The organism is Pseudomonas sp. HY13-MNA-CIBAN-0226, assembly GCF_040310305.1.
Classification (GTDB): Bacteria; Pseudomonadota; Gammaproteobacteria; order Pseudomonadales; family Pseudomonadaceae; genus Aquipseudomonas; species Aquipseudomonas gregormendelii.
Genome location: NZ_JBEOPS010000002.1, coordinates 315,580 through 336,438, shown reverse-complemented (window position 1 = coordinate 336,438; position 20,859 = coordinate 315,580). Strand labels below are relative to the sequence as shown.

The 20,859-nt window shown below is 60.6% G+C and carries 15 protein-coding genes; 9 read left to right on the top strand and 6 right to left on the bottom strand.

Annotated features, from left to right (window positions below; all coding sequences use genetic code 11):
• Position 1 precedes the first annotated feature (1 nt).
• Complete coding sequence (locus AAEZ05_RS03695; RefSeq protein WP_350646641.1) at positions 2-2,038, top strand: LTA synthase family protein; 2,037 nt, start codon at positions 2-4, stop codon at positions 2,036-2,038.
• Between the two features lie 105 nt (positions 2,039-2,143).
• Positions 2,144-4,363 (top strand): LTA synthase family protein, encoded by a 2,220-nt coding sequence (locus AAEZ05_RS03690; protein ID WP_350646640.1) that lies wholly within the window; start codon positions 2,144-2,146, stop codon positions 4,361-4,363.
• Positions 4,364-4,394: 31 nt separating this feature from the next.
• Here the strand turns inward: AAEZ05_RS03690 and AAEZ05_RS03685 are convergent, their stop codons facing one another.
• Together AAEZ05_RS03685 and AAEZ05_RS03680 are read right to left on the bottom strand one after the other, a co-directional pair.
• Entirely contained in the window at positions 4,395-5,522 is a 1,128-nt protein-coding gene (locus tag AAEZ05_RS03685) for a GGDEF domain-containing protein (RefSeq protein ID WP_045057367.1), read from the bottom strand.
• 223 nt (positions 5,523-5,745) lie between these two features.
• Complete coding sequence (locus AAEZ05_RS03680; protein WP_045057404.1) at positions 5,746-6,777, bottom strand: GlxA family transcriptional regulator; 1,032 nt, start codon at positions 6,775-6,777, stop codon at positions 5,746-5,748.
• Between the two features lie 116 nt (positions 6,778-6,893).
• Here AAEZ05_RS03680 and AAEZ05_RS03675 point away from each other — a divergent pair, with 116 nt between their 5' ends.
• The 6 genes from AAEZ05_RS03675 to katG all read left to right on the top strand — a co-directional run bounded on the left by AAEZ05_RS03675 (position 6,894) and on the right by katG (position 14,188).
• Entirely contained in the window at positions 6,894-7,943 is a 1,050-nt protein-coding gene (locus AAEZ05_RS03675) for an ABC transporter substrate-binding protein (RefSeq protein WP_045057368.1), read from the top strand.
• A 15-nt stretch (positions 7,944-7,958) separates the two neighbouring features.
• Positions 7,959-9,026, top strand: a complete 1,068-nt coding sequence (locus AAEZ05_RS03670) for an ABC transporter ATP-binding protein (protein WP_205892192.1) — start codon at positions 7,959-7,961, stop codon at positions 9,024-9,026.
• Positions 9,023-9,865 (top strand): ABC transporter permease, encoded by an 843-nt coding sequence (locus AAEZ05_RS03665; protein WP_045057370.1) that lies wholly within the window; start codon positions 9,023-9,025, stop codon positions 9,863-9,865. Before AAEZ05_RS03670 ends, AAEZ05_RS03665 begins: the two co-directional genes overlap by 4 nt.
• On the top strand, positions 9,862-10,650 hold the full coding sequence (locus tag AAEZ05_RS03660; RefSeq protein WP_122840343.1) for an ABC transporter permease: 789 nt from the start codon (positions 9,862-9,864) through the stop codon (positions 10,648-10,650). Before AAEZ05_RS03665 ends, AAEZ05_RS03660 begins: the two co-directional genes overlap by 4 nt.
• Positions 10,651-10,687: 37 nt before the next feature.
• Positions 10,688-11,701, top strand: coding sequence for a proline racemase family protein (locus AAEZ05_RS03655; RefSeq protein WP_205892194.1), 1,014 nt, complete (start codon positions 10,688-10,690; stop codon positions 11,699-11,701).
• A gap of 228 nt (positions 11,702-11,929) precedes the next feature.
• The gene (gene katG / locus AAEZ05_RS03650; RefSeq protein WP_350646639.1) at positions 11,930-14,188 is read left to right on the top strand and encodes a catalase/peroxidase HPI; all 2,259 of its coding nucleotides are present in this window, start codon (positions 11,930-11,932) and stop codon (positions 14,186-14,188) included.
• Positions 14,189-14,578: 390 nt separating this feature from the next.
• On the opposite strand, the gene yecR is transcribed toward katG, so the two are convergent.
• From yecR to mqo, 3 genes are all read right to left on the bottom strand, one after another.
• Positions 14,579-15,049, bottom strand: coding sequence for a YecR family lipoprotein (gene yecR / locus AAEZ05_RS03645; protein ID WP_350646638.1), 471 nt, complete (start codon positions 15,047-15,049; stop codon positions 14,579-14,581).
• Positions 15,050-15,511: 462 nt separating this feature from the next.
• A complete protein-coding gene (locus tag AAEZ05_RS03640) occupies positions 15,512-15,823 on the bottom strand; it encodes a DUF6124 family protein (RefSeq protein ID WP_247291264.1) in 312 nt (103 codons plus the stop codon).
• A gap of 355 nt (positions 15,824-16,178) precedes the next feature.
• Positions 16,179-17,828 (bottom strand): malate dehydrogenase (quinone), encoded by a 1,650-nt coding sequence (gene mqo / locus AAEZ05_RS03635; protein ID WP_205892196.1) that lies wholly within the window; start codon positions 17,826-17,828, stop codon positions 16,179-16,181.
• Positions 17,829-18,213: 385 nt separating this feature from the next.
• Here mqo and ilvD point away from each other — a divergent pair, with 385 nt between their 5' ends.
• On the top strand, positions 18,214-19,896 hold the full coding sequence (gene ilvD, locus AAEZ05_RS03630; protein WP_350646637.1) for a dihydroxy-acid dehydratase: 1,683 nt from the start codon (positions 18,214-18,216) through the stop codon (positions 19,894-19,896).
• A 187-nt stretch (positions 19,897-20,083) separates the two neighbouring features.
• Here the strand turns inward: ilvD and AAEZ05_RS30650 are convergent, their stop codons facing one another.
• Positions 20,084-20,809: a methyl-accepting chemotaxis protein gene (locus AAEZ05_RS30650; protein WP_412548516.1), complete on the bottom strand. Its 726-nt coding sequence runs from the start codon at positions 20,807-20,809 to the stop codon at positions 20,084-20,086.
• Positions 20,810-20,859: the final 50 nt, after the last annotated feature.

Below are 20,859 nucleotides of genomic sequence, written 5' to 3'. Positions count from 1 at the left end.
GATGGGTTGGTTGCAATCGAGACGCTTGCATTACTGGGTGGGCGCGACCGCGATCGTGTTTGCGCTGTTCGCGGTATTGCGAGTGGTGTTCTTCTTCGGCTTTTCAGGGTTTGACTCTAGCGCCCTGAGCGCCCAACCCGCCATTGTGGAAACCCTGGGCATCGGCTTTCGTTTCGACTTGCGCCTGGCCATCCTCACCGTGTTGCCCCTGGCGTTGCTGGCGTGGATTCCGCGCTGGAACCTGACCACCAGCCGCGTGCTGCGCCTTGTCGCCAGGGTCTATCTGGTGGCGGCCCTGAGTGTTCTGCTGCTGATCTACATCATCGATTTTGGTCACTACGCCTACCTTGGTGTGCGCATCAATGCCACCGTGCTGCGCTTCATCGAGGACGCGCAGATCTCCTGCGACATGGTCTGGCAGACGTACCCGGTGATCTGGATCAGCCTCGGCTGGCTGGCCACGGTAGCGCTGGTGACCCTTGCCTTGGTGCGCCTGGAACGGGTCACGCTGGATCGCCCGCGCAAGGTCATTCACCCACTCTCCGCCACCTGGGGCAGTGCGTTGATGGTGGTGCTGGTGCTGCTGGGCATCCTCGGCCGAGTAGAAAACATGAACCTGGAAAATCCGGTTCCCCTGCGCTGGAGCGATGCGTTTTTCTCCAGCAACAACCAGATCGCGGCATTGGGCCTGAACCCGGTGATTTTCCTCTACGACACGGTCAAGGTTGGCCAGTCCCGGTACGACGAACAGCAGGTGCGCGAGCACTACGCAGTCATGTCCCGCTACCTGGGCGTCGACCAGCCGGACGCGCAAACCCTCAATTTTGTTAGGCACCAGGCGCCGCAACCCTACAAGATTCCCGGCTCGCGCCCACCGAACGTGATGTTCGTGATGCTCGAATCCCTGGGTACCAGCGCTGTCGGGGCCTACGGCAACCCGATCGATCCGACGCCGAACATTGACCGGCTCGCCAAGCAGAGCTGGTTCTTCGAGCATTTCTACGTGCCAGTCACCGGCACCGCAAAAACCGTGTGGGCGAGCATTTCCGGGGTGCCCGATGTCACCCGCCAGGAAACCGCGACGCGCAACCCGCTGATCACCCAGCAGAACACCCTGATCAACGCCTTCACCGGCTACGAGAAGATCTACACCATCGGCGGCAACTCCGGCTGGGCCAACATGAACGCGCTGATTCGCCAGAGCATCGATGGCGTGCGGTTGTACGAGGAGCGCGACTGGAAAGCGCCGGTCGTCGATGTCTGGGGGATTTCCGACCTGGACCTGTTCAAGGAAACCGACACGATCCTGCAGGCGCTGCCCAAGGACAAACCGTTCTTTGCCTATGTGCAAACCGCCGGCAATCATCGCCCTTTTACCATCCCCGCGCTCAATGACGGCTTCGAGGTCAAGCACCCGACCCTGGCCGAAGTTCAGGCTGCCGGCTCGCGCAGTGTCGAGCAGTACAACGCCGTGCGCCTGCTGGACTTCAACATCGGTCGCCTGATGGAAATCGCCAAGGCAGGCGGCTGGTACGAGAACACCATTTTCGTGCTGTTTGGCGATCACAACACCCGCATCGCGCAGATCCCGTTTCTGGCCCCGGCCTACGAACAGCTGGGCCTGGAAAGCAATGCCGTCCCGATGATCATCCATGCCCCTGCGCTGCTGGGCTCGCGCACCGTCGAGGAAGCAGTGGGCCTGGTGGATTTGCTGCCCACCGTGGCCGGCATGGCGGGCCTGGAGTTTCGCAACAGCGGCATGGGCCGGGATATCCAGCAACCCGCCCCCGAAGGCGAACGCGTGGTGCCGCTGGTCTTGCGTGAGGGCACCTTCCCGCTGATTGCCGGCGTGACCCAGCATTTCATGGTGCAGATGGAACACGACGGCAGCTCGCCGACCTTGCACGACCTGGCGTCGATGACCCCGACGGATGACGTGGCCCGGCAGAACCCCGAGGAGTTCAAGCGCCTCGTGCAATTGACCCGTGGCATGCACGAAACTTCGAGGCTGATGCTCTACCAGAACGTGCGCAAGTAACGGCCTGACAAGTGCTGGCGGACAAATGTGACCTTATATATCCGGGCCAGTTTTGCCGGCACTTGATACCATCCAGCACACTTGTGTGACGATTTAGTGGCTGGAATGTATTTTGTGAACAAACTCCGTCTCGGGTTGCAGCAACCCTACGCGCGTCTTATTGCCCTGCTCGGCCTGGTACTGGTCGTGCCCCTGTGCCTGCGCGCAGCACTGGGCTGGTCAAATCCTCACGGATATTTGTCGGACCTGGCCATCGGCAGCCTGCTGCTGGTGCTGTTGCATCGTCGCCCCTGGTGGCTGGCACTGCCGGTGTTGCTGGCATGGGGCTTCCTGACGGTGGCCAGCGCCGAGCTGGTCAGTGCCGTTGGCCGGTTGCCCAACGTGTCGGATGTGCATTACCTGATCGACCCGCAGTTCCTGGAAAACTCCACCGGTGGCGGCTTCGCCCAGCCCTGGCTGGCAGCCTCGTTGCTGGTCGCACTGGGCGTATGGTTGCTCAGCCATTGGCTGGCGCCCTCGACCCCCTCGCCGTCCCTGCCCCGTCATGCCTGGAGCGCTCCGCTGCTGCTGCTCATTGCCCACTGGGGAGCGCAGCACTTGCAGCCTACTGATGCCGATCAGTGGCGGGTCTACAACCTGCCCCATCAATTGATGGCCGCTGGCACGGGCAACGTGCAGATGGCGGTGGAGGAATGGCTGGAGGGCGACGTCGTCGACGTGCCGCCGCAGATGGCTGGCCTGGTCCAACTCGACCTGGACGGCCAGCGGCTGCTGGCCGGTCGCGGACAGGCGCGTAATGTGCTGGTCATCGCCCTGGAAGGCATTCCCGGTGCCTACCTCGGGGCCAACCGCGAAGCGTTGCACAGCAGCTATCAGGAGGACCTGATGCCGCGACTCAGTCGCTGGGCGCAACGCGGCATGAACACCCCTGACTACGTGCTGCACAGCCACCAGACCATCCGCGGCCTGTACGCCATGCTCTGCGGTGACTACGACAAACTCGACAACGGCACTCCCAAAGGCGTGGAGATGCTCACCCAAAGCGCGCGCAACCAGGACTGCCTGCCGGCACAGCTGCGCAAGAACGGCTTTGCCACGCATTACCTCCAGGGTGCCGGCCTGCGCTTCATGGCCAAAGACAAGATCATGCCGCACATCGGCTTCGACACGACCCTGGGCCTTGAATGGTTCACCAACGCATCGTATCTGGACTTCCCGTGGGGCAAGGACGACAAGGCCTTCTTCGAAGGTGCGCTGGACTATGTCGGCCAGCTCAAGAAACAAAAACAACCGTGGATGCTGACCCTGCTCACCGTCGGCACCCACCAGCCCTATTCCGCCCCCGAAGACTACCTGCAACGCTACGACACCCCCAAGCAGGCAGCGGTCGGTTACCTGGATGATGCCCTCGACCAGTTCCTCAGCGACCTGGAGCGCCAGGGCGTGCTCAAGGACACCCTGGTGGTGATCACCTCCGACGAGTCCCATGGCATCGATGGCGTGCGCCTCGCTTCATCATGGGGGTTCAACCTGACCCTCGCACCGGATCAGGCGCAGTTGCCACACATCAAGCCCGGGGTGTACGGCCACGTGGACTTGAGTACGTCGATCCTCGACTACTTCGCCCTGCCCGTGCCGGCCACCCTGAGCGGCCGCTCACTGTTTCGCGACTACGCCACCGGGCGCGAGATCATGTCCTACACCAACGGCAATCTGCGCTATCACGATGGCCAGGGCACCTTCACCGAGTGCGATTTCCAGCAACGCTGCCGGTACTACGCCAGTGAAGGCTTCATCGCAGAGCGGGCGAAGCTGCTCGGCCAATACGGCGGCCAGCGTGCCCGGCAGATTGCGGCGCGCGCCACGGCCCTGGATCAAACCCTGATGCAGACGCCCCTGAACCAGCGTTATCAGTTCGGCAGCCCGGCAAGCATTCCGCTGCAGGCGCAAATCAAGGATGACTGGGCCGACAACCTCATCGGCGCGCAATACCTGGAAATGCCCAAGGGCTCGCACACCCGGGTGCGCCTGACCGTGCGCTCGGTCGACAGCCAGGACAATGCCTACATCCTGCTCAAGACCAAGGAATTCGAACGGGACGTTCAAGTAGGGTTGCCGGCTGAAATGCTGGTCACCGCCGACCAGCCGCTGGAGATGGACTTCAGCTTCGACAATCCCGAGTCGCGCAAGGCTTTTTCTTTCCACTTGCTGGGATACGGCACAGGCGCCGTCGAGGTCAGTGACTTCAGCGTGATTACCGAATTGCCGGGGCAGGAAGAACCGGTTGGCGAAACCCTTGATGATGATACGGCGGAGTCGAGCTGAGTAACGGGTGCGCGGTCTGAGCAGCCTTGCGTTATTCCGACACCGCCACCTGGTTACGCCCTCGCGCCTTGGCACGGTACAACGCCTTGTCCGCGTTGTTCATCAGGCTGTGCAAATCATGATCCTCGCTCCCCATCGACGCGACCCCCAGGCTGGCCGTGATGCAGTGCACCGGCCCGGTCATCGACCCTGCGATGGAGCGCGTGACCTGCTCTGCAATATCCAGCGCCACCTCGATGCAAGTGTCGGGCAACAACACCGCGAACTCCTCGCCACCTAAGCGTCCATACACATCCGTAGGCCGGAACGACTTGCTGATCACCACCCCCATCTGCCGCAACACCTGGTCCCCGACCTGATGGCCGTAGGTGTCATTGATGTGCTTGAAATGATCCATGTCCAGCATTACCACGCACAGTGGCAATCGGTGATTCATGCAGTGGCTGTACAACTGCTGCGCTTGCTCGAAGAACGCACGCCGATTGTTCAATCCGGTGAGCTCGTCGGTCTGCGCGGCGCGGGTGGAAATGCTGTGCGCCTGTTCCATTTCCCGGGTCAGGCGAAAGGCAGTTTCCAGCGCCTGGGACAACTTGCGGGTCGCGCCGGCCACAAAAGAAGCGAACACCAGCACCGCCAGGGCCATGCCCACCTGAATCGTTGACGACTGGAACAACAGCCAGACAGTACAGGGCAGCAACACCAGGGCTATCGACGCCAGGGTCATGTGGCTATAGGACGAATAGCAGGACACGGCGCTGACCGACATCCCCACCGCGAACAACATGACCAGCGCCTGGGATAACAGGTCGTTCGTGGGCATCACCGCCAGTGCCCCGCCCCCCCAGATGCCTGCCGACAGGACCAGCGTCAGCCAGTATATGAGCTCCCAGCGTTGCGGGGTACGCTCCAGGTCGGGGCTGCGGAAATAGGCAATAAACATTCCCAGACGCAATAACGACGACACCGACAACAAGGCGATCCAGGAAAACACCACGTTGTGATCCAGGTTGTCCCAGCATAGCCAGCACAGCATGAGAGCGGCCAGGTAACTGCCAAATACCGCAGAAACCGATTGGTGAAACAACTGGTGCAACCGGTCCGAGCGCACCTGATCGGCGATCTGCGTTTGCTGGTCGTACCGAGGCCCAATTCGATCCATGTGATCCGCCTGATCATGCTGCCGGTAAAAACGCGATTGTGGCACCCCGCCACTAGTGCCCGCTATTGAATAACACTCATTTGCGACGAAAATTCGTTACGGGAGCTAGCTTGCTCGCGGGGATCGTCAACGAAAACGCGGAGAACTTGATACCCCACGGCGCGCTGGAGTTCTTCGGCAGCTAGCTCGCTCCTACAGGTTCAACGTTCAATATTGTAGTGCATCAACCGGCTTGTCCCTGACGCTGGAACTGACGCGGTGACAAACCAAAGCGCGTGCGAAACTCCCGTGAAAAATGCGCGCCATCGGCGAACCCGCAGTCCATGGCAATTTGCGTGATGCTGCTGTGACTGTTGAGCAGTAACCAGCTGCCGTATTCCACCCGCAACGAGCGCTGGAATTCCATGGGCGAAATGCCCAGCGACTGTTGGAACGCGCGAGTCAGTTGCCGACGCCCAAGGCCGACATAGCGCGCAATGGCGTCCAGCGTGGGCAGGCTGTCCATGCGCTGCTCGATGTAGTGCGCGGCCTGGCGCACCCGCTCATCCTTGATGTCCGCCAGGTTCGCATAGAAATGCGCCTGGGGCTGACGCCCCTGGCGAATCCCCTGCAACATCATATGCCGCACGGCCTGCTGGGCTTTTTCGCGCCCGCAGTGGCGCGCCACCAGGTACAAGCCCAGGTCGATTGCCGCCGTTGAACCGGCACAGGTAATCAAATCTCCCTCGTCGATGAATAGATGGTCCACCGCTGCTGGCGTTTTCGGAAACCGCGCGCGAAACGCGTCCAGCACGTTCCAGTGCACACAGACCGAGCGGTTTCCTACCACACCTGCCTGGGCGAGTGCGAAGGTGCCGGTGCAGATGCCCAGTAATCGGGTGCGGCTGTTTGCTGCGCGCTGCAACCAGTCCCGCAAATACCCCGGCAAATGGGTATTGGGGTAATCGTTGCCACCGCAGATGGCGATGTAGTCGAACTGCTCCAGGTCCTGCTCCAATGCGCCTGTAACCTCCAGCGTGATCCCGGCGCTGGAGGTTCGGGGCAACCCGTCAACGCTCATCACACGCCAGGCAGTATGGATCTGCCGACTGGCGCCGCCGATATCTGCAGACAACCGCAGCACATCCACAAATCCGGAAAACGCCGCCAGGGTGAACTGGTCGAGCAACACCAGTCCCACCGACAACTGCGGGCGAGTGTTCGCCTGCGCGTCGGTGCCGCTCGATACATGGCAATCGTGGAGATTCTGAGTCATTTTGGGCATGACCCAACTATTCAACTTTAAGACCCCGGTGTGCAAGCGCTCGTATCGACGTTACGAGCAAGATGCAGACAAGGGGAACAGCTCGACTACGCCCCAGAGGACATGAGATGAGAACAACAACCCGCACTAAAATCACAGTCGCGCTATCGCTGGCGGGCTGCATCTCCTCGCAAGGCGCCATGGCGGATCAGCCAAAACTGACCGTCGCGTTGTACGGCGGCAACTGGGGAGACGCGTTCCTCAATTGTGTTGCAGAACCTTTCACCAAAGCCACCGGCATTGCCGTGGCAGCGGAAGTCGGCACCTCGACCACGACACTCGCCAAGCTTCAACAGCAAAAATCCAGCCCCGCCATCGACGTCGCGTGGATGGATGGCGGCATCAGCGAACTCGCTTACGCGGCAGGCGTGATCGCCGACCTCGACCCGGCAGCCATTCCCAACCTGAAAAACGTCGAGGAAAAAGGGCTGTACGCCGAAGCGGGCCATACCTTCGCTGTCAGCAGCGGCTTCTACTCTTTGGGCCTGACCTACAACACCCGGGAAATCAAAGAGGCACCGACCAGCTGGAAGGACCTGTGGAAGCCCGAGTACGCTGCTGCGATAGCGTTGCCCTCGCCCGCCAATTCTTCCGGGGTGCCCTTCGTGTTCTTCATGGCCGATGTCTGGGGTATCGATCGCGCCGATCTGGCACCTCTTTACAGCAAGCTGGGAGCACTGGACACCGCGCTGTTCTTCGACAGTTCGGGCGCCGCTACCAACGCTTTCCAGAGTGGCGAAGCGATCATCGGCGCGCACTTCAACGTCGGTGCCTGGGACTTGATCGACAAGGGAGCCCCCATCGGCTTCACCATTCCCAAGGAAGGAGCATGGGCGACCGACGCGCGCCTGCACCTGATCAAGGGCGCGCGCAACACCAAGGCCGCTGAGCAATTCATCAATACCGCACTGACCCAGGAAGCGGCGTCCTGCCTGGCCGGCAAGCTGTACCTGGGCCCGGCGGTGAAAGGCGTGGAAGTCTCGCAGGAGGTCGCCCGCAAGTTGCCATGGGGCGCAGGCGGATCGATCAAGGACCTGCGCCTGTTCGACTGGGCGCAGATCAACGCCCAGCGCGCCAGTGTCACCAACGACTGGAACCGCAAAGTCACCGCCAAATAGCTCAAGAGGTCTGCAATGTCAGTTTTATTGAGCATCGACAGCGTCTGCAAGAACTTTGGGCCTTACCAGGCATTGGACAATATCAACCTGGACATCGAGCAGGGCGAGTTCATCGTCCTGCTGGGTCCCAGCGGCTGTGGCAAGACCACCCTGCTGCGCTCGATCGCCGGTTTCATGCAGCCTGATTCCGGGAGCATTGCGATCGACGGCCAGGACGTCAGTCGCCTGCCACCCTACCGTCGGCCACTGAACACGGTCTTTCAGAACTACGCGCTGTTTCCGCACATGACGGTGCTGGAAAACGTCGCCTACGGCCCACGACGCCAGGGCGTCAACCGTGGCGAAGCCCGCGAACGGGCTCGTGAAGCGCTGGCGCTGGTGGGCCTCGAAGCGCTGGGCGAGCGTTACCCAAGCGGCATGTCCGGCGGCCAGCAGCAGCGGGTTGCATTGGCCCGGGCCATCGTCAATAAACCGAAATTGCTGTTGCTCGACGAACCGCTCTCGGCGCTCGACATGAAACTGCGCAAACGCATGCAGCTGGAGCTCAAGCATCTGCAAGCGAAGCTGGGGATTGCGTTTATTTTCGTCACCCATGACCAGGAAGAGGCGATGACCATCGCCGATCGTATCGTGGTGATGAATGCCGGCCGCATCGAACAAACCGGTACCAGCAGCGCCATCTACAGCGCACCGGCTTCGCGTTTCGTCGCTGACTTTATCGGCGAAGCCAATCTCATCGACTACCAGGTCACCGGCAACGATGAAATACGCCTGGGTATCCGCAACCAACCGCTGGTGCGCAACACAAGTGCCATCCCGTCACAAGGCGTGGCCGTGCTGCGCCCCGAACATTTGCAGGTGCTGGAACCCGCTGCTGCCGAGACGCCCGGCTGCCACGAAATCCACGGTACCGTCAGCGACGTCGTTACCGTCGGCAGCCATACGCTGATCCATGCCCTGATTGACGGGCAAATGATCATCGCGCGCACCATGGGCTTTCCAGGGCCGGACATGGTTGCCGGCAGCACGGTGCGCCTGGGCTTCAACCCCGCTCATCTGCACCTGATCGGGGAGTCGGTATGAAACGCAAGACGCTCGCCCCGCTGCTGATGCTCTTTGCAGCCCTGGCATTTTTCGCGGCGTTCTTTCTTGCGCCGTTTGCCGTGGTGATCTTCGCCAGCTTCACCCAGGGCGCGGACCAGGCCTTTACCGTCGATCACTATATTCGGGTGTTGGGCGATCAGTACCATTGGGACGTCATCCTGGTGACCTTCCGCATCGCCGCGCTGACCACCCTGGTGTCTTTGCTGCTGGGCTACCCGCTGGCCTGGTACCTGGTGCGTGTCGTGAAGTGGCGGGCCTGGCGGCGCGCCTGTGTGATCCTGCTGGTGGTGCCGATGTTCACCAGCAACATCGTCCGCTCGTTCGGCTGGATGGTGCTGCTGGGGCGCAAGGGCCTGGTGAATCAGAGCCTGATGGACACTGGCCTGATCGACACTCCAGTGCGGTTTCTCGGCACCGAGCTGGGCATCCTGATCGGCATGGTCTACATCCTCCTGCCATTCATCGTGCTCGCGGCAGGCAATGCCCTGGCGCAGGTCGACCCGGCCTACGAGCAAGCCTCCGAAGATCTCGGCGCCAGTCCCCGGGCCACGTTTTTCCACGTGGTGCTACCACTGACTATGCCTGGCATCATCTCCGGCTCGATCATGGTGTTCACCCTGGCAGCCAGTGCCTATGTCACCCCGGCACTGCTGTCGGGCGGCAGGATCTCGGTGCTGTCGATGTTGATTTTCCAGCAATACAGCTCGGTATTCGACTTCAACTACGGCGGCGCCCTGAGCGTGGTGCTGCTGATCTTCACCCTGGTCATGGTCGGCCTTGCCGGTCGGGTTGGCAGTGTCAGAGGGAGCAATCAATGATCACTCGAATGCTGGTTCGCCTGGTGGCCTGGGCAGTGCTCGGCTACATGCTGTTGCCCCTGGTGGTGATCATGGGCGTCTCCTTCACCGCCTCGTCTTTCCTCGCATTCCCGCCTCAAGGCTGGACGCTGGACTGGTACGCCAAGATGCTCAGCGACCCAAGCTATGTGGCCTCGTTTGCCACCAGCACGGTCCTGGCGTTGGTCGCGACATGTGTTGCAGTGCTGCTCAGCGTGCCGGCGGCCCTGGCGATTGCGCGTTACGAGTTCGCCGGAAAACAGGCGATCCTGGCTGCCCTGACGTCCCCGCTGGTGTTCCCGCATATCGTGCTCGGCGCAGCGCTGCTGCAGTTTGGTGGCTACTTCGGCTTGACCCGCAGCTTCCTCGCGCTGCTGATCGGCCACACCATCATCATCTCGCCCTTCGTGTTGCGCTCGGTGCTGTCGATGCTGACGCCAGAGCAACGTGCGCTGGAGGAAGCGTCCAGTGACCTGGGCGGTACCCCCTGGGCAACCTTCTTTCTGGTGGTGCTGCCACAGATCCGGCCCGGGATCGTCACCGGTTCTATCTTTGCCTTCATCTCGTCGTGGATCAACGTTGAGCTGTCGATCTTCAACACCACCCCGGACCTGAACACCATACCGGTGAAGCTCTTCAACTATGTGCAGTACACCGTCGACCCAACCATTGCTGCTGCCTCAGGGGCAACCATCGTCGTGGTCGTCATCGCCGTCATCATTCTGGACCTGTGTATCGGTCTCGATCTTTTGTCAGAACGCAAATAAACCCCACCCCTACATCCCGCAAGCCAGGAGTTCAGTCATGCGTATGCAAGACACGTTCGATGTCATCTATACCCATACCGAAGGTGAACCACTGTGCATCGTGCACAGCGGCATCCCCTACCCCGCAGGTTCGACCATTCTGGCCAAGCGTGCGTTTCTTGAGCAGAACTACGACTGGCTGCGCAAGGCGCTGATGCAGGAACCTCGCGGCCACAAAGACATGTTTGGCGTCTTCCTCACCCCGCCTTCGAGCAGTGAATTCGACGCAGGCCTGATCTACATGGATGGCAGTGTGTATTCGCACATGTGCGGCCACGGCACGATCGCCGTCAGCATGGCCATGGTTGCCCTGGGCCTGGTCCCGCGTGGTGCTGATGGCATCACCAAAATTCGCTTTGAAACCACCGCAGGGCTGGTGGTCGCGGAAGTCGCATCTGAAGGCGACAAAGTCCTCTGGACCCGTTTCGAAAACGTCCCGGCCTACGTGGCGGCCCAGGACATTCCGGTGCACCTGCCAGGCTATGGCGACCTCAAGGCAGACCTGGTCTGGGGCGGCAATTACTTCGGCATCGTCGACCTGACCAATTGTGACCTGCGCATCAGCCCGGAGAACGGCAGCGAACTGTCGCGCCTCGGTCTGCTGGCGCGGGATCAGATCCAGAAACAATTGAAGATCCAGCACCCCACCGAGGCGCACATCAACGACCTCAACTTCATCACGTTCTGGCATCCGGCAACCATCGACGGAGCGTTCTACAAGAACGTCCACGTGTTCAGCGCTGGCCAGCTCGACCGCTCCCCAGGCGGCACGGGCACCAGCGCGATGATGGCGATGTTCGAAGCCCGGGGCAAACTCGGGCTGAACCAGCCGATCCTGTCTGAAGGCTTGCTGGGCAGCGGCACGTTTGAAGGCTGCCTGTTGGGTGAAGTCGACCTCAACGGTACCCGTGCGGTGCGCCCGACCGTCAAGGGCACCGCGAGTATCCTGGGGACCTCGCGCTGGGTCATCGAGCGTAACGATCCGGTCGGTGCAGGTTTCGTCGTTAACTGACCTCTGCCCGCGCCCGGCGCACCACGCCGGGCATGCCCCTCTGCGGCGCGCGCATCCTCGCAACCGCCCGACACCCTGTGTAAGAGACTTTCCCTATCGTCCCCTAACACTCCACCTATTAGCTGAGTGCCCAACTCGGGTCTACCCTTAGGGCTGCTCTGGCGCCACAAGCTGGCCGTTCCCACAAGGCGCGAATAGCCCGGATGATCACCCAAAGGTAGCTCACACATGGCAAATGAATCGAAATGCCCGTTCAATCACGCCGCTGGCGGTGGCACGACGAACCGCGACTGGTGGCCTAACCAACTGAACCTGAAGATCCTGCACCAGCATTCGTCCCTGTCCGATCCGCTGGACGAAGGCTTTGACTATGCCCAGGCATTCAAGAGCCTGGACTTCCAGGCGCTCAAGCAAGACCTGCGCGCGTTAATGACCGACTCGCAAGACTGGTGGCCGGCGGACTTCGGGCACTACGGGCCGCTGTTCATCCGCATGGCCTGGCACAGCGCCGGCACCTATCGCACCGCTGATGGTCGTGGCGGAGCGGGCTCCGGGCAGCAACGTTTTGCCCCGCTCAACAGCTGGCCGGACAACGTCAGCCTGGACAAGGCCCGCCGCCTGCTGTGGCCGATCAAGCAAAAGTACGGGCGCAACATTTCCTGGGCTGACCTGATCGTCCTCACCGGCAACGTTGCGCTGGAATCCATGGGCTTCAAGACCTTTGGTTTCTCCGGCGGCCGTCCGGATGTCTGGGAGCCGGATGAAGACGTCTACTGGGGCTCGGAGAACAAGTGGCTGGCGGGTGACAGTCGCTACGATCAAGGTCACAAGGAACCCATGCAAAAGCCCGGCGAAGGCCCACTGGTTGCCGAGCCCGGAGAAAATGAAGACAGCCGGGTCGAACCCGGTCGGCACCTGGAAACACCCCTGGCCGCCGTACAAATGGGCCTCATCTACGTCAACCCCGAAGGCCCGGAAGGCGAGCCAGACCCGGTCAAGTCGGCCCTGGATATTCGCGAAACCTTCGGCCGCATGGCCATGAACGACGAAGAGACCGTCGCGCTGATCGCCGGTGGCCACGCCTTCGGCAAAACCCACGGCGCCGGCCCTGCGGACAATGTTGGCGCGGAGCCGGAAGCGGCGGGCCTTGAGGAACAAGGTTTCGGCTGGAAAAACAGCTTCGGTACCGGCAAAGGCCCGGACACCATCACCAGCGGCCTGGAAGTGACCTGGACCACCACGCCCACCCAATGGAGCAACAACTACCTGGAAAACCTCTTCGGCTTCGACTGGGAACTGACCAAAAGCCCGGCCGGCGCGCACCAATGGACGCCAAAAAACGGCGCCGGCGCCGGCATCATTCCTGATGCCCACGACCCGAACAAACGCCGTAACCCAACCATGCTCACCTCGGACCTGGCGCTGCGTTTCGATCCGATCTACGAACCCATCTCCCGGCGGTTCCTGGAGAACCCCGACCAACTCGCCGACGCCTTCGCTCGCGCCTGGTTCAAGTTGATCCATCGCGACATGGGCCCGCTATCGCGCTACCTCGGGCCGGAGATGCCCAGCGAAGAACTGCTGTGGCAGGACCCGATCCCCGAAGTCGACCACGAGCTGATCAATGACAGCGATGTCACCGCACTCAAGGGCAAGCTCCTGGCCAGCGGCCTGTCCGTCTCGCAACTGGTTTCAACCGCGTGGGCGGCGGCTTCGACTTTCCGCGGCTCCGATAAACGCGGCGGTGCCAACGGCGCACGCCTGCGCCTGGAGCCGCAGAAATCCTGGCAGGCCAACCAGCCGGAGCAACTGGGCAGCGTGCTGGCCAAACTTGAAAGCATCCGGAACGAGTTCAGCAATGGGGGCAAGAAAGTCTCGCTGGCGGACCTGATCGTGTTGGCGGGCAACGCCGGCGTCGAACAGGCGGCCAAAAATGCCGGGGTCACCCTCACCGTGCCCTTCACTCCGGGCAGGACCGATGCAACCCAGGAACAGACAGACGTCGAGTCCTTTGCCTTCCTCGAACCTGTCGCCGATGGCTTTCGCAACTTCCTCAAGACCCGCTACACCGTACCGGCCGAAGCACTGCTGATCGACAAGGCCCAACTGCTGACCCTCACGGCCCCGGAAATGACCGCGCTGATTGGCGGCCTGCGGGTGCTGAACACCAACGCCGGCCAGACCCGGCACGGCGTGTTCACCCAACGGCCGGAAGCCTTGACCAACGACTTCTTCACCAACCTGCTGGACATGGGCGTGGAATGGAAACCCACCTCGGACGACGCGCAGGAGTTTGAGGGACGTGACCGCAAGACGGGCCAGGTAAAATGGACCGGGACACGTGTGGACCTGGTGTTTGGATCGAATGCGCAGTTGCGGGCGCTTGCCGAAGTCTATGCGAGCAGCGACAGCCAGGAAAAATTCGTCAAGGACTTCGTTGCGGCGTGGACCAAGGTGATGAATCTGGATCGGTTCGATGTGAAGTAAGCCTGAGCCCTGAAACGCAAACGCCTCCCGCTGGAGGCGTTTTGCTTTGAGGCGCGAAGGCTACACCGGCGAGATCGTGGCCAGAGCGCCGATCAGCACCGTCAGTACGAGAAAACCACCGAGGAAAATCGCCATCTTGCCCATGAGGGTGCTCCTGCCTGTTCAATATGCAGTTATTGTGAGCCGCAGTCTGTTTGCATTACAGATGCAGATGGCGATGAAAAATACGGATCAGATGCCGACCGCGTCGCATCATAGTTGAATCGTCCCTCGTCCCCTACGACCTTCTGCCGCTCCTGCAGGTAGTCGCTGTCTCTGCCTTCGGCAGCTGCACTAAAGACTCCCAGCCGGGGCGCGGAGACAGATTATCCGCTGCTAGATCCACAAAAACTACTCCGCCATGATCGCGTGATACTGCTTCTGGTACTCGCTATAAGGGAGGTTCTTTTCCATCAATGCCTTCAACCTAGTTTCCTTGTACTGGGCAGCCGACATGATTCCTGCCGGAACGGGTGTGACTGCGGGCGCTGCTGCCTGAGTTGACGGCGTGATGTTGCCGATGCACTGATATTTGACGACTATCTGGCCAGCGGTGCAATTTCCCCATCCATCACGAGTCTGGCAAATCTGGGTTTTCCCTCCAAATGGCTCCGCCCGCTGATAACCCCAGACAGCGCATTTGTTGGTCGCGATCGATTCAGCCTGGTTGATGTCGACAATAGGCGTTTCAAAGGGTTTGAAATCGTAAGCCATATCAATCGAGCCATCTGCCCGACTGCCTCCTGTGGCGTAAAAATCCTTGCGGGTGGAGCAGCCAGTGATTGTTACGGCCAGCATGACCAGCAAAATCAGCTTATACATCGAGAAAATCCTTTTCAGTCGGCGACTGCATCAAATAGTGGCAATACGCCTTACTGTAGCAGCTTGCGAAGTCATTGAGCTGTATTCGTGCACGTCCGCCTGATAGCCCATATTGTGAGTTGTCCGGTCTTCGATTTCGAACCACGAGGGCACGATGTTCCATAACGCCATTGTGGGTCTTCCTGACCAGGGAAAACAGTACTCAAGAAGTTCATCGCGACTTCTAATAGCTCACCCTAAATCAGGCAGATTTATTCAACCAACTTGATGCCAGACAACTCCCGGCCCCGCTCATCAATCAATGAAGTTTCATATCCCAACTTCCGACTACCCGTCAGAACCTTCCTACTTCTTATAATAAACACCCGCAAAAAAGCCCGCTGACCGTCACCAGTTCAGCGGGTTCTTCAACAGTGCTTCTACTGGCAGGCTTATTTTCGCTAGGCCTTCCAAGACCTTCGGCTATTTCTCAAGTTCAAGTTCATCCAACAACCGATCCACCGACAATTCTGCCAACGAAATCATCTGTAGAATACCCAATGCCAAATTGCATTTCGGACCGCTGAGGAGAAAAGCCAACTCACTGGCCATGACGCCGGCCGAGGCAAGGGTTTCGCAAGCGTGGGTTAGTAACGTTTCAGCGTTTACATCAGGGGCGATGATAAACATTGGAGGAGCACAGCGTTTTGCCATGGCTGGTTTACGGGATTCAAACGCTGAATCGATTTCTGTGTGACCATCCGTTTTCGGAGGATTCGGGGTTTCTTTGATCATGTGGAACTCCTATGACATGAGTTCCTCTTCACCCGCTACCACGCAAAGTGAGGAGGCGACTGTACACAGGGTGGTAGACCGGTCATAGGAACCCGGCAGGCCGAAGCCTCCCATGCACAGCCGCCACAAAGCAGCCAGCAAAAAAAACGCCCTGAGGCGTTCTGGGTCTATGAAATAACCGGGCTACCACACCCGTCCGCTGAATTTGCAGCGGCAAGGCAAGGTTAGCGATGAGGCTTGCTAAGTGCAAGCGCCGTGGTTGGAACCCTCCATGCTGGCGATCCTCCATAACAACACCCACAAAAAAGCCCGCTGACCGTCACCGGTTCAGCGGGCTCTTCAACAGCGCTTCTACTTACAAAGCCATGTCACTTGCAGCGTTAGCCTTCGGAGCAGCCTTCTCGGCATCAGCCGGAGCAGCCACCGGAGCCGCTACCTGACCCATCGCCGGCGGCGGAGTCAGTTGCAGTACCTTGGCGGTATAGGCCCACTCTTCAGCCACTTTCTCAGGGTTGCCGTTCAACTGGGTGCCGTAGCTCGGCACGATCTGGTGCAGTTTTTCCTGCCAGGCCGGGGAAGCGACCTTGTCCTTGAACACCTTCTGCAGCACAGTCAGCATGATCGGCGCGGCGGTCGATGCACCTGGGGAGGCGCCCAGCAGGCCGGCGATGGAGCCGTCTTGCGAAGCCACGATCTCGGTGCCCAGCTTCAGCACGCCACCGGCGGCTTCGTCACGCTTGATGATTTGCACGCGCTGGCCGGCTTGCCACAGGCGCCAGTCTTCAGCCTTGGCGTTCGGGAAGTATTCCTTCAGGGCGTTGAGGCGGTCTTCGTCCGACAGCATCAGCTGGCCGGCGAGGTACTCGACCAGCGGGTATTCCTTGATGCCGACCTTGGTCATTGGCCACACGTTATGCGTGGTCGTGGTGGTCAGCAGGTCCAGGTACGAACCTTCTTTCAGGAACTTGGTGCTGAAGGTCGCGAATGGGCCAAACAGGATGACGCGCTTGCCGTCCAGGACACGGGTGTCCAGGTGCGGAACCGACATCGGTGGTGCGCCAACGGAGGCTTTGCCGTAGGCCTTGGCCAGGTGTTGCTCGGCGATGGTCGGGTTCTCGGTCACTAGGAACGAGCCGCCAACCGGGAAGCCTGCATACTCCTTGGCTTCAGGAATACCGGACTTCTGCAGCAGGTGCAGGGCACCGCCGCCAGCGCCGATGAAGACGAACTTGGCGTCGGTTTCGAACTTGCTGCCGTCTTTCAGGTTTTTGTAGCTGACGCGCCAGGTACCGTCTTCGTTCCTGGTGATGTCCTGCACTTCGCTGGACAGCTTCAAGTCGAACTTCGGGGTGGTCTGCAGGTGCGCGACGAACTGGCGAGTGATTTCGCCGAAGTTGACGTCGGTACCGATTGGCGACCAGGTGGCGGCAACTTTCTGTTTCGGGTCACGCCCTTCCATCATCAGCGGCACCCACTTGCTGATCACAGCCGGGTCTTCGGAATACTGCATGCCGGCAAACAGCGGGCTCGCCTGCAGGGCTTCGTAACGCTTTTTGAGGAAACTGATGTTGTCGTCGCCCCACACAAAGCTCATGTGTGGCGTGGAATTGATGAACGAACGCGGGTTCTTCAGCACGCCTTGCTGAACCTGCCAGGCCCAGAACTGACGGGAGATCTGAAACGCCTCGTTGATTTCAACGGCCTTGGGAATCGACACATTGCCCTTGTCGTCTTCCGGGGTGTAGTTCAACTCGGCCAGGGCAGAGTGACCGGTACCGGCGTTGTTCCAGCCGTTGGAGCTTTCCAGGGCCACGCCGTCCAGACGCTCGATCATTTCCATCGAGGTGCCGGGTTCCAGCTCGTTGAGCCAGACACCCAGGGTCGCGCTCATGATGCCGCCGCCGATCAGCAGCACATCGACTTTCTTTGCCTCTTCCGCTTGAGCGGACGTGATCCCCATCGACAAAGCCAGCCCAAGCAGGGCCGTGTTCATTTTCTTAAACATCTGTAGCACCTATGATAAAACGCCATCCGCCCTGCCATCCGCAGTCTCGGGCCCCGTATTTCACGACATTCAGGCAGGATGTCGTGGGTGCTCGCGCCGCTGGATTGGAGGGTGGGCACACAAGGCCGATTGAGTGCATCGACCTCAGTTTATATGTCCCTACTGAACTGACTTTTTATCTTTATTGGCTTCAGCTGCTTGAGCGACAGTGATTCCGTTGGCGCGTCGCATGGACACGCAAACTGAATGGATCGAACCAAGTTACTGCAAAGAATATCACGTCAGGACAAACCCGCGCGTCTGTTCCCGACTCGCTGGTCCGGCTGCAGACGTCCGGGCCACTATACTCAAGGTGTTTTTTCACCCAAGCCGGCGAGGCATCTAAATGAGCGACAAACCCGATTTGCGCAAATACTCCTCTCAGGTAGTCGACGGCGTGGAGCGCTCGCCGGGGCGCGCCATGCTGCGGGCCGTGGGTTTTACCGACGAGGATTTCGCCAAGCCGCAGATCGGCATTGCCTCGACCTGGGCCATGGTCACCCCTTGCAACATGCACATCGACAAGCTCGCGCGGGAGGCCGAACGCGGAGCGAATGCGGCGGGTGCCAAAGGGGTGATCTTCAACACCATCACCATCTCCGACGGCATCGCCAACGGCACCGAAGGCATGAAGTACTCACTGGTGTCGCGGGAGGTCATCGCTGACTCGATCGAAACGGTGGCCGGTTGCGAAGGCTTCGACGGACTGGTCACGGTGGGTGGCTGTGACAAAAACATGCCCGGCTGCCTGATCGGCATGGCACGCCTGAACCGCCCCTCGATCTTTGTGTATGGCGGCACCATTCGCCCGGGTGCGGGCCATACCGACATCATTTCCGTGTTCGAAGCCGTGGGCCAGCATGCGCGTGGCGATATCAACGAGATCCAGGTCAAGCAGATCGAGGCAGTGGCCATTCCCGGCCCTGGCTCCTGCGGCGGGATGTACACGGCCAACACCATGGCTGCGGCCATTGAGGCCCTGGGCATGAGCCTTCCCGGTTCCAGCTCCCAGGATGCGGTGGGTACCGACAAGACGTCAGACAGCTTCCGCGCCGGGCAACAGGTCATGGAGTTGCTCAAGCTCGACCTCAAGCCGCGGGACATCATGACCCGCAAGGCCTTTGAAAACGCGATTCGCGTGGTGATCGCCCTTGCCGGCTCGACCAACGCCGTGTTGCACCTGCTGGCCATGGCCCACGCCGTGGACGTCGAGCTGACGCTGGATGATTTCGTCGAGCTGGGCAAAGTGTCGCCGGTGGTGGCCGACCTGCGGCCCAGCGGCCAGTACATGATGAGCGAACTGGTAGCCATCGGCGGCATCCAGCCGCTGATGAAACGTATGCTGGACGCCGGCATGCTGCATGGCGATGTCATGACCGTGACCGGCAAGACACTGGCCGAGAACCTGCGCGATGTTGCCGATTACGTGGCCGGCCAGGACGTGATCCTGCCCTTCGACCAGCCGATCAAGAAGGACTCCCACCTGGTCGTGCTGCGCGGCAACCTGGCCCCCGATGGCGCGGTGGCCAAAATCACCGGCAAGGAGGGCCTGCGATTTGAAGGCACTGCCCGGGTCTATCACGGTGAAGAAGGCGCGCTGGCGGGCATTCTCAACGGCGAGGTGCAGGCAGGCGATGTGATCGTGATTCGCTACGAAGGACCCAAGGGCGGACCCGGCATGCGCGAAATGCTCTCGCCGACTTCGGCGGTCATGGGCAAGGGGCTGGGCAAGGAAGTAGCGCTGATCACCGATGGCCGCTTCTCTGGCGGCTCCCATGGATTCGTGGTGGGCCATATCACCCCGGAGGCATTCGAGGGCGGGCCGATTGCGTTGATCGAGGATGGCGACCGAATCGTTATCGATGCCGAAACCCGGCAGATCACCGTGGAAGTTGCGGCGGCTGAATTGGCCAGGCGCAAGACGACTTGGGTGCGCCCGGAGGCCAAGTACAAACGCGGGGTGCTGGCCAAATATGCGAAGACCGTGTCCAGCGCCTCGGAAGGCGCTGTGACGGATAAATATCTCTGAGCCGATTCCGGACTGGTTGCATGATCGCAATCGCGAGCAGGCTCGCTCCCACAGGGAGTCGCAGCGGACAAGGGTTTTGCGCCTCCAGCGAGTTCGTTGCAGGCGTGAAAAAACCTCCGATGCATTTTTGGGCAGAGGACACAGCAGTATCAAAGGATCGCAGGCTGTGCCAGGGCCGGTCACGGCTTCAAAGCCGGAACCTGTTCACCGACTGCGACAACTGCCCTGCCAGGCTCGCCAGCTCATCAGTAGTGTTGGCCGTCTCGCCAATCACACGGCTGTTGCCCTCTGACATCCCGGCAATCATTTCCACCTGATGGGCGATTTCGTTGCTGGCCAGGCTTTGTTCGCCAATGGTGCGAGTGATGTCGTTGACCAGTTGGGTGGTATTGAGCGTGGCATCGAGAATTTCCCGGATCGCCCGCTCGACCTCGGCGGTCACCGCCATCCCCTTGTCGACCTGAGCCACCCCCGCTTCCATGCTGCTGACCGCTTCGCGGGTGCTTTGCTGGATGCGCGCAACCATGCCGGCGATTTCCTGGGTCGACGCACTGGTACGCCCCGCCAGGCTGCGCACTTCGTCAGCTACCACCGCAAAACCACGGCCCTGCTCTCCGGCGCGGGCGGCTTCAATCGCGGCGTTCAGTGCCAGCAGGTTGGTCTGGTCGGCAATGCCCTTGATGACCTGGATGATGCTGAAAATCCCTTCGGACTCTTTGTCCAGGGTGCGGATGACCTGCGCCGACTGCTGCGCCGAGCGAGCGATGCCATCCATGTCGCTGACCACTTGATGGATCACCCGGCCGCCTTCCTTGGCCAGGTTTTCCGCCTGGTTCGCCATGTTCAGCGCACGCTCGGCATGCCGGGTGATCTCTTCGATGCTGGCGGTCATTTCGCTCGCGGCTGCGGCCATGGTGCTGGCGGCACTGCTTTGCTGTTGACTGCTGTCAGCTACCTCATGGC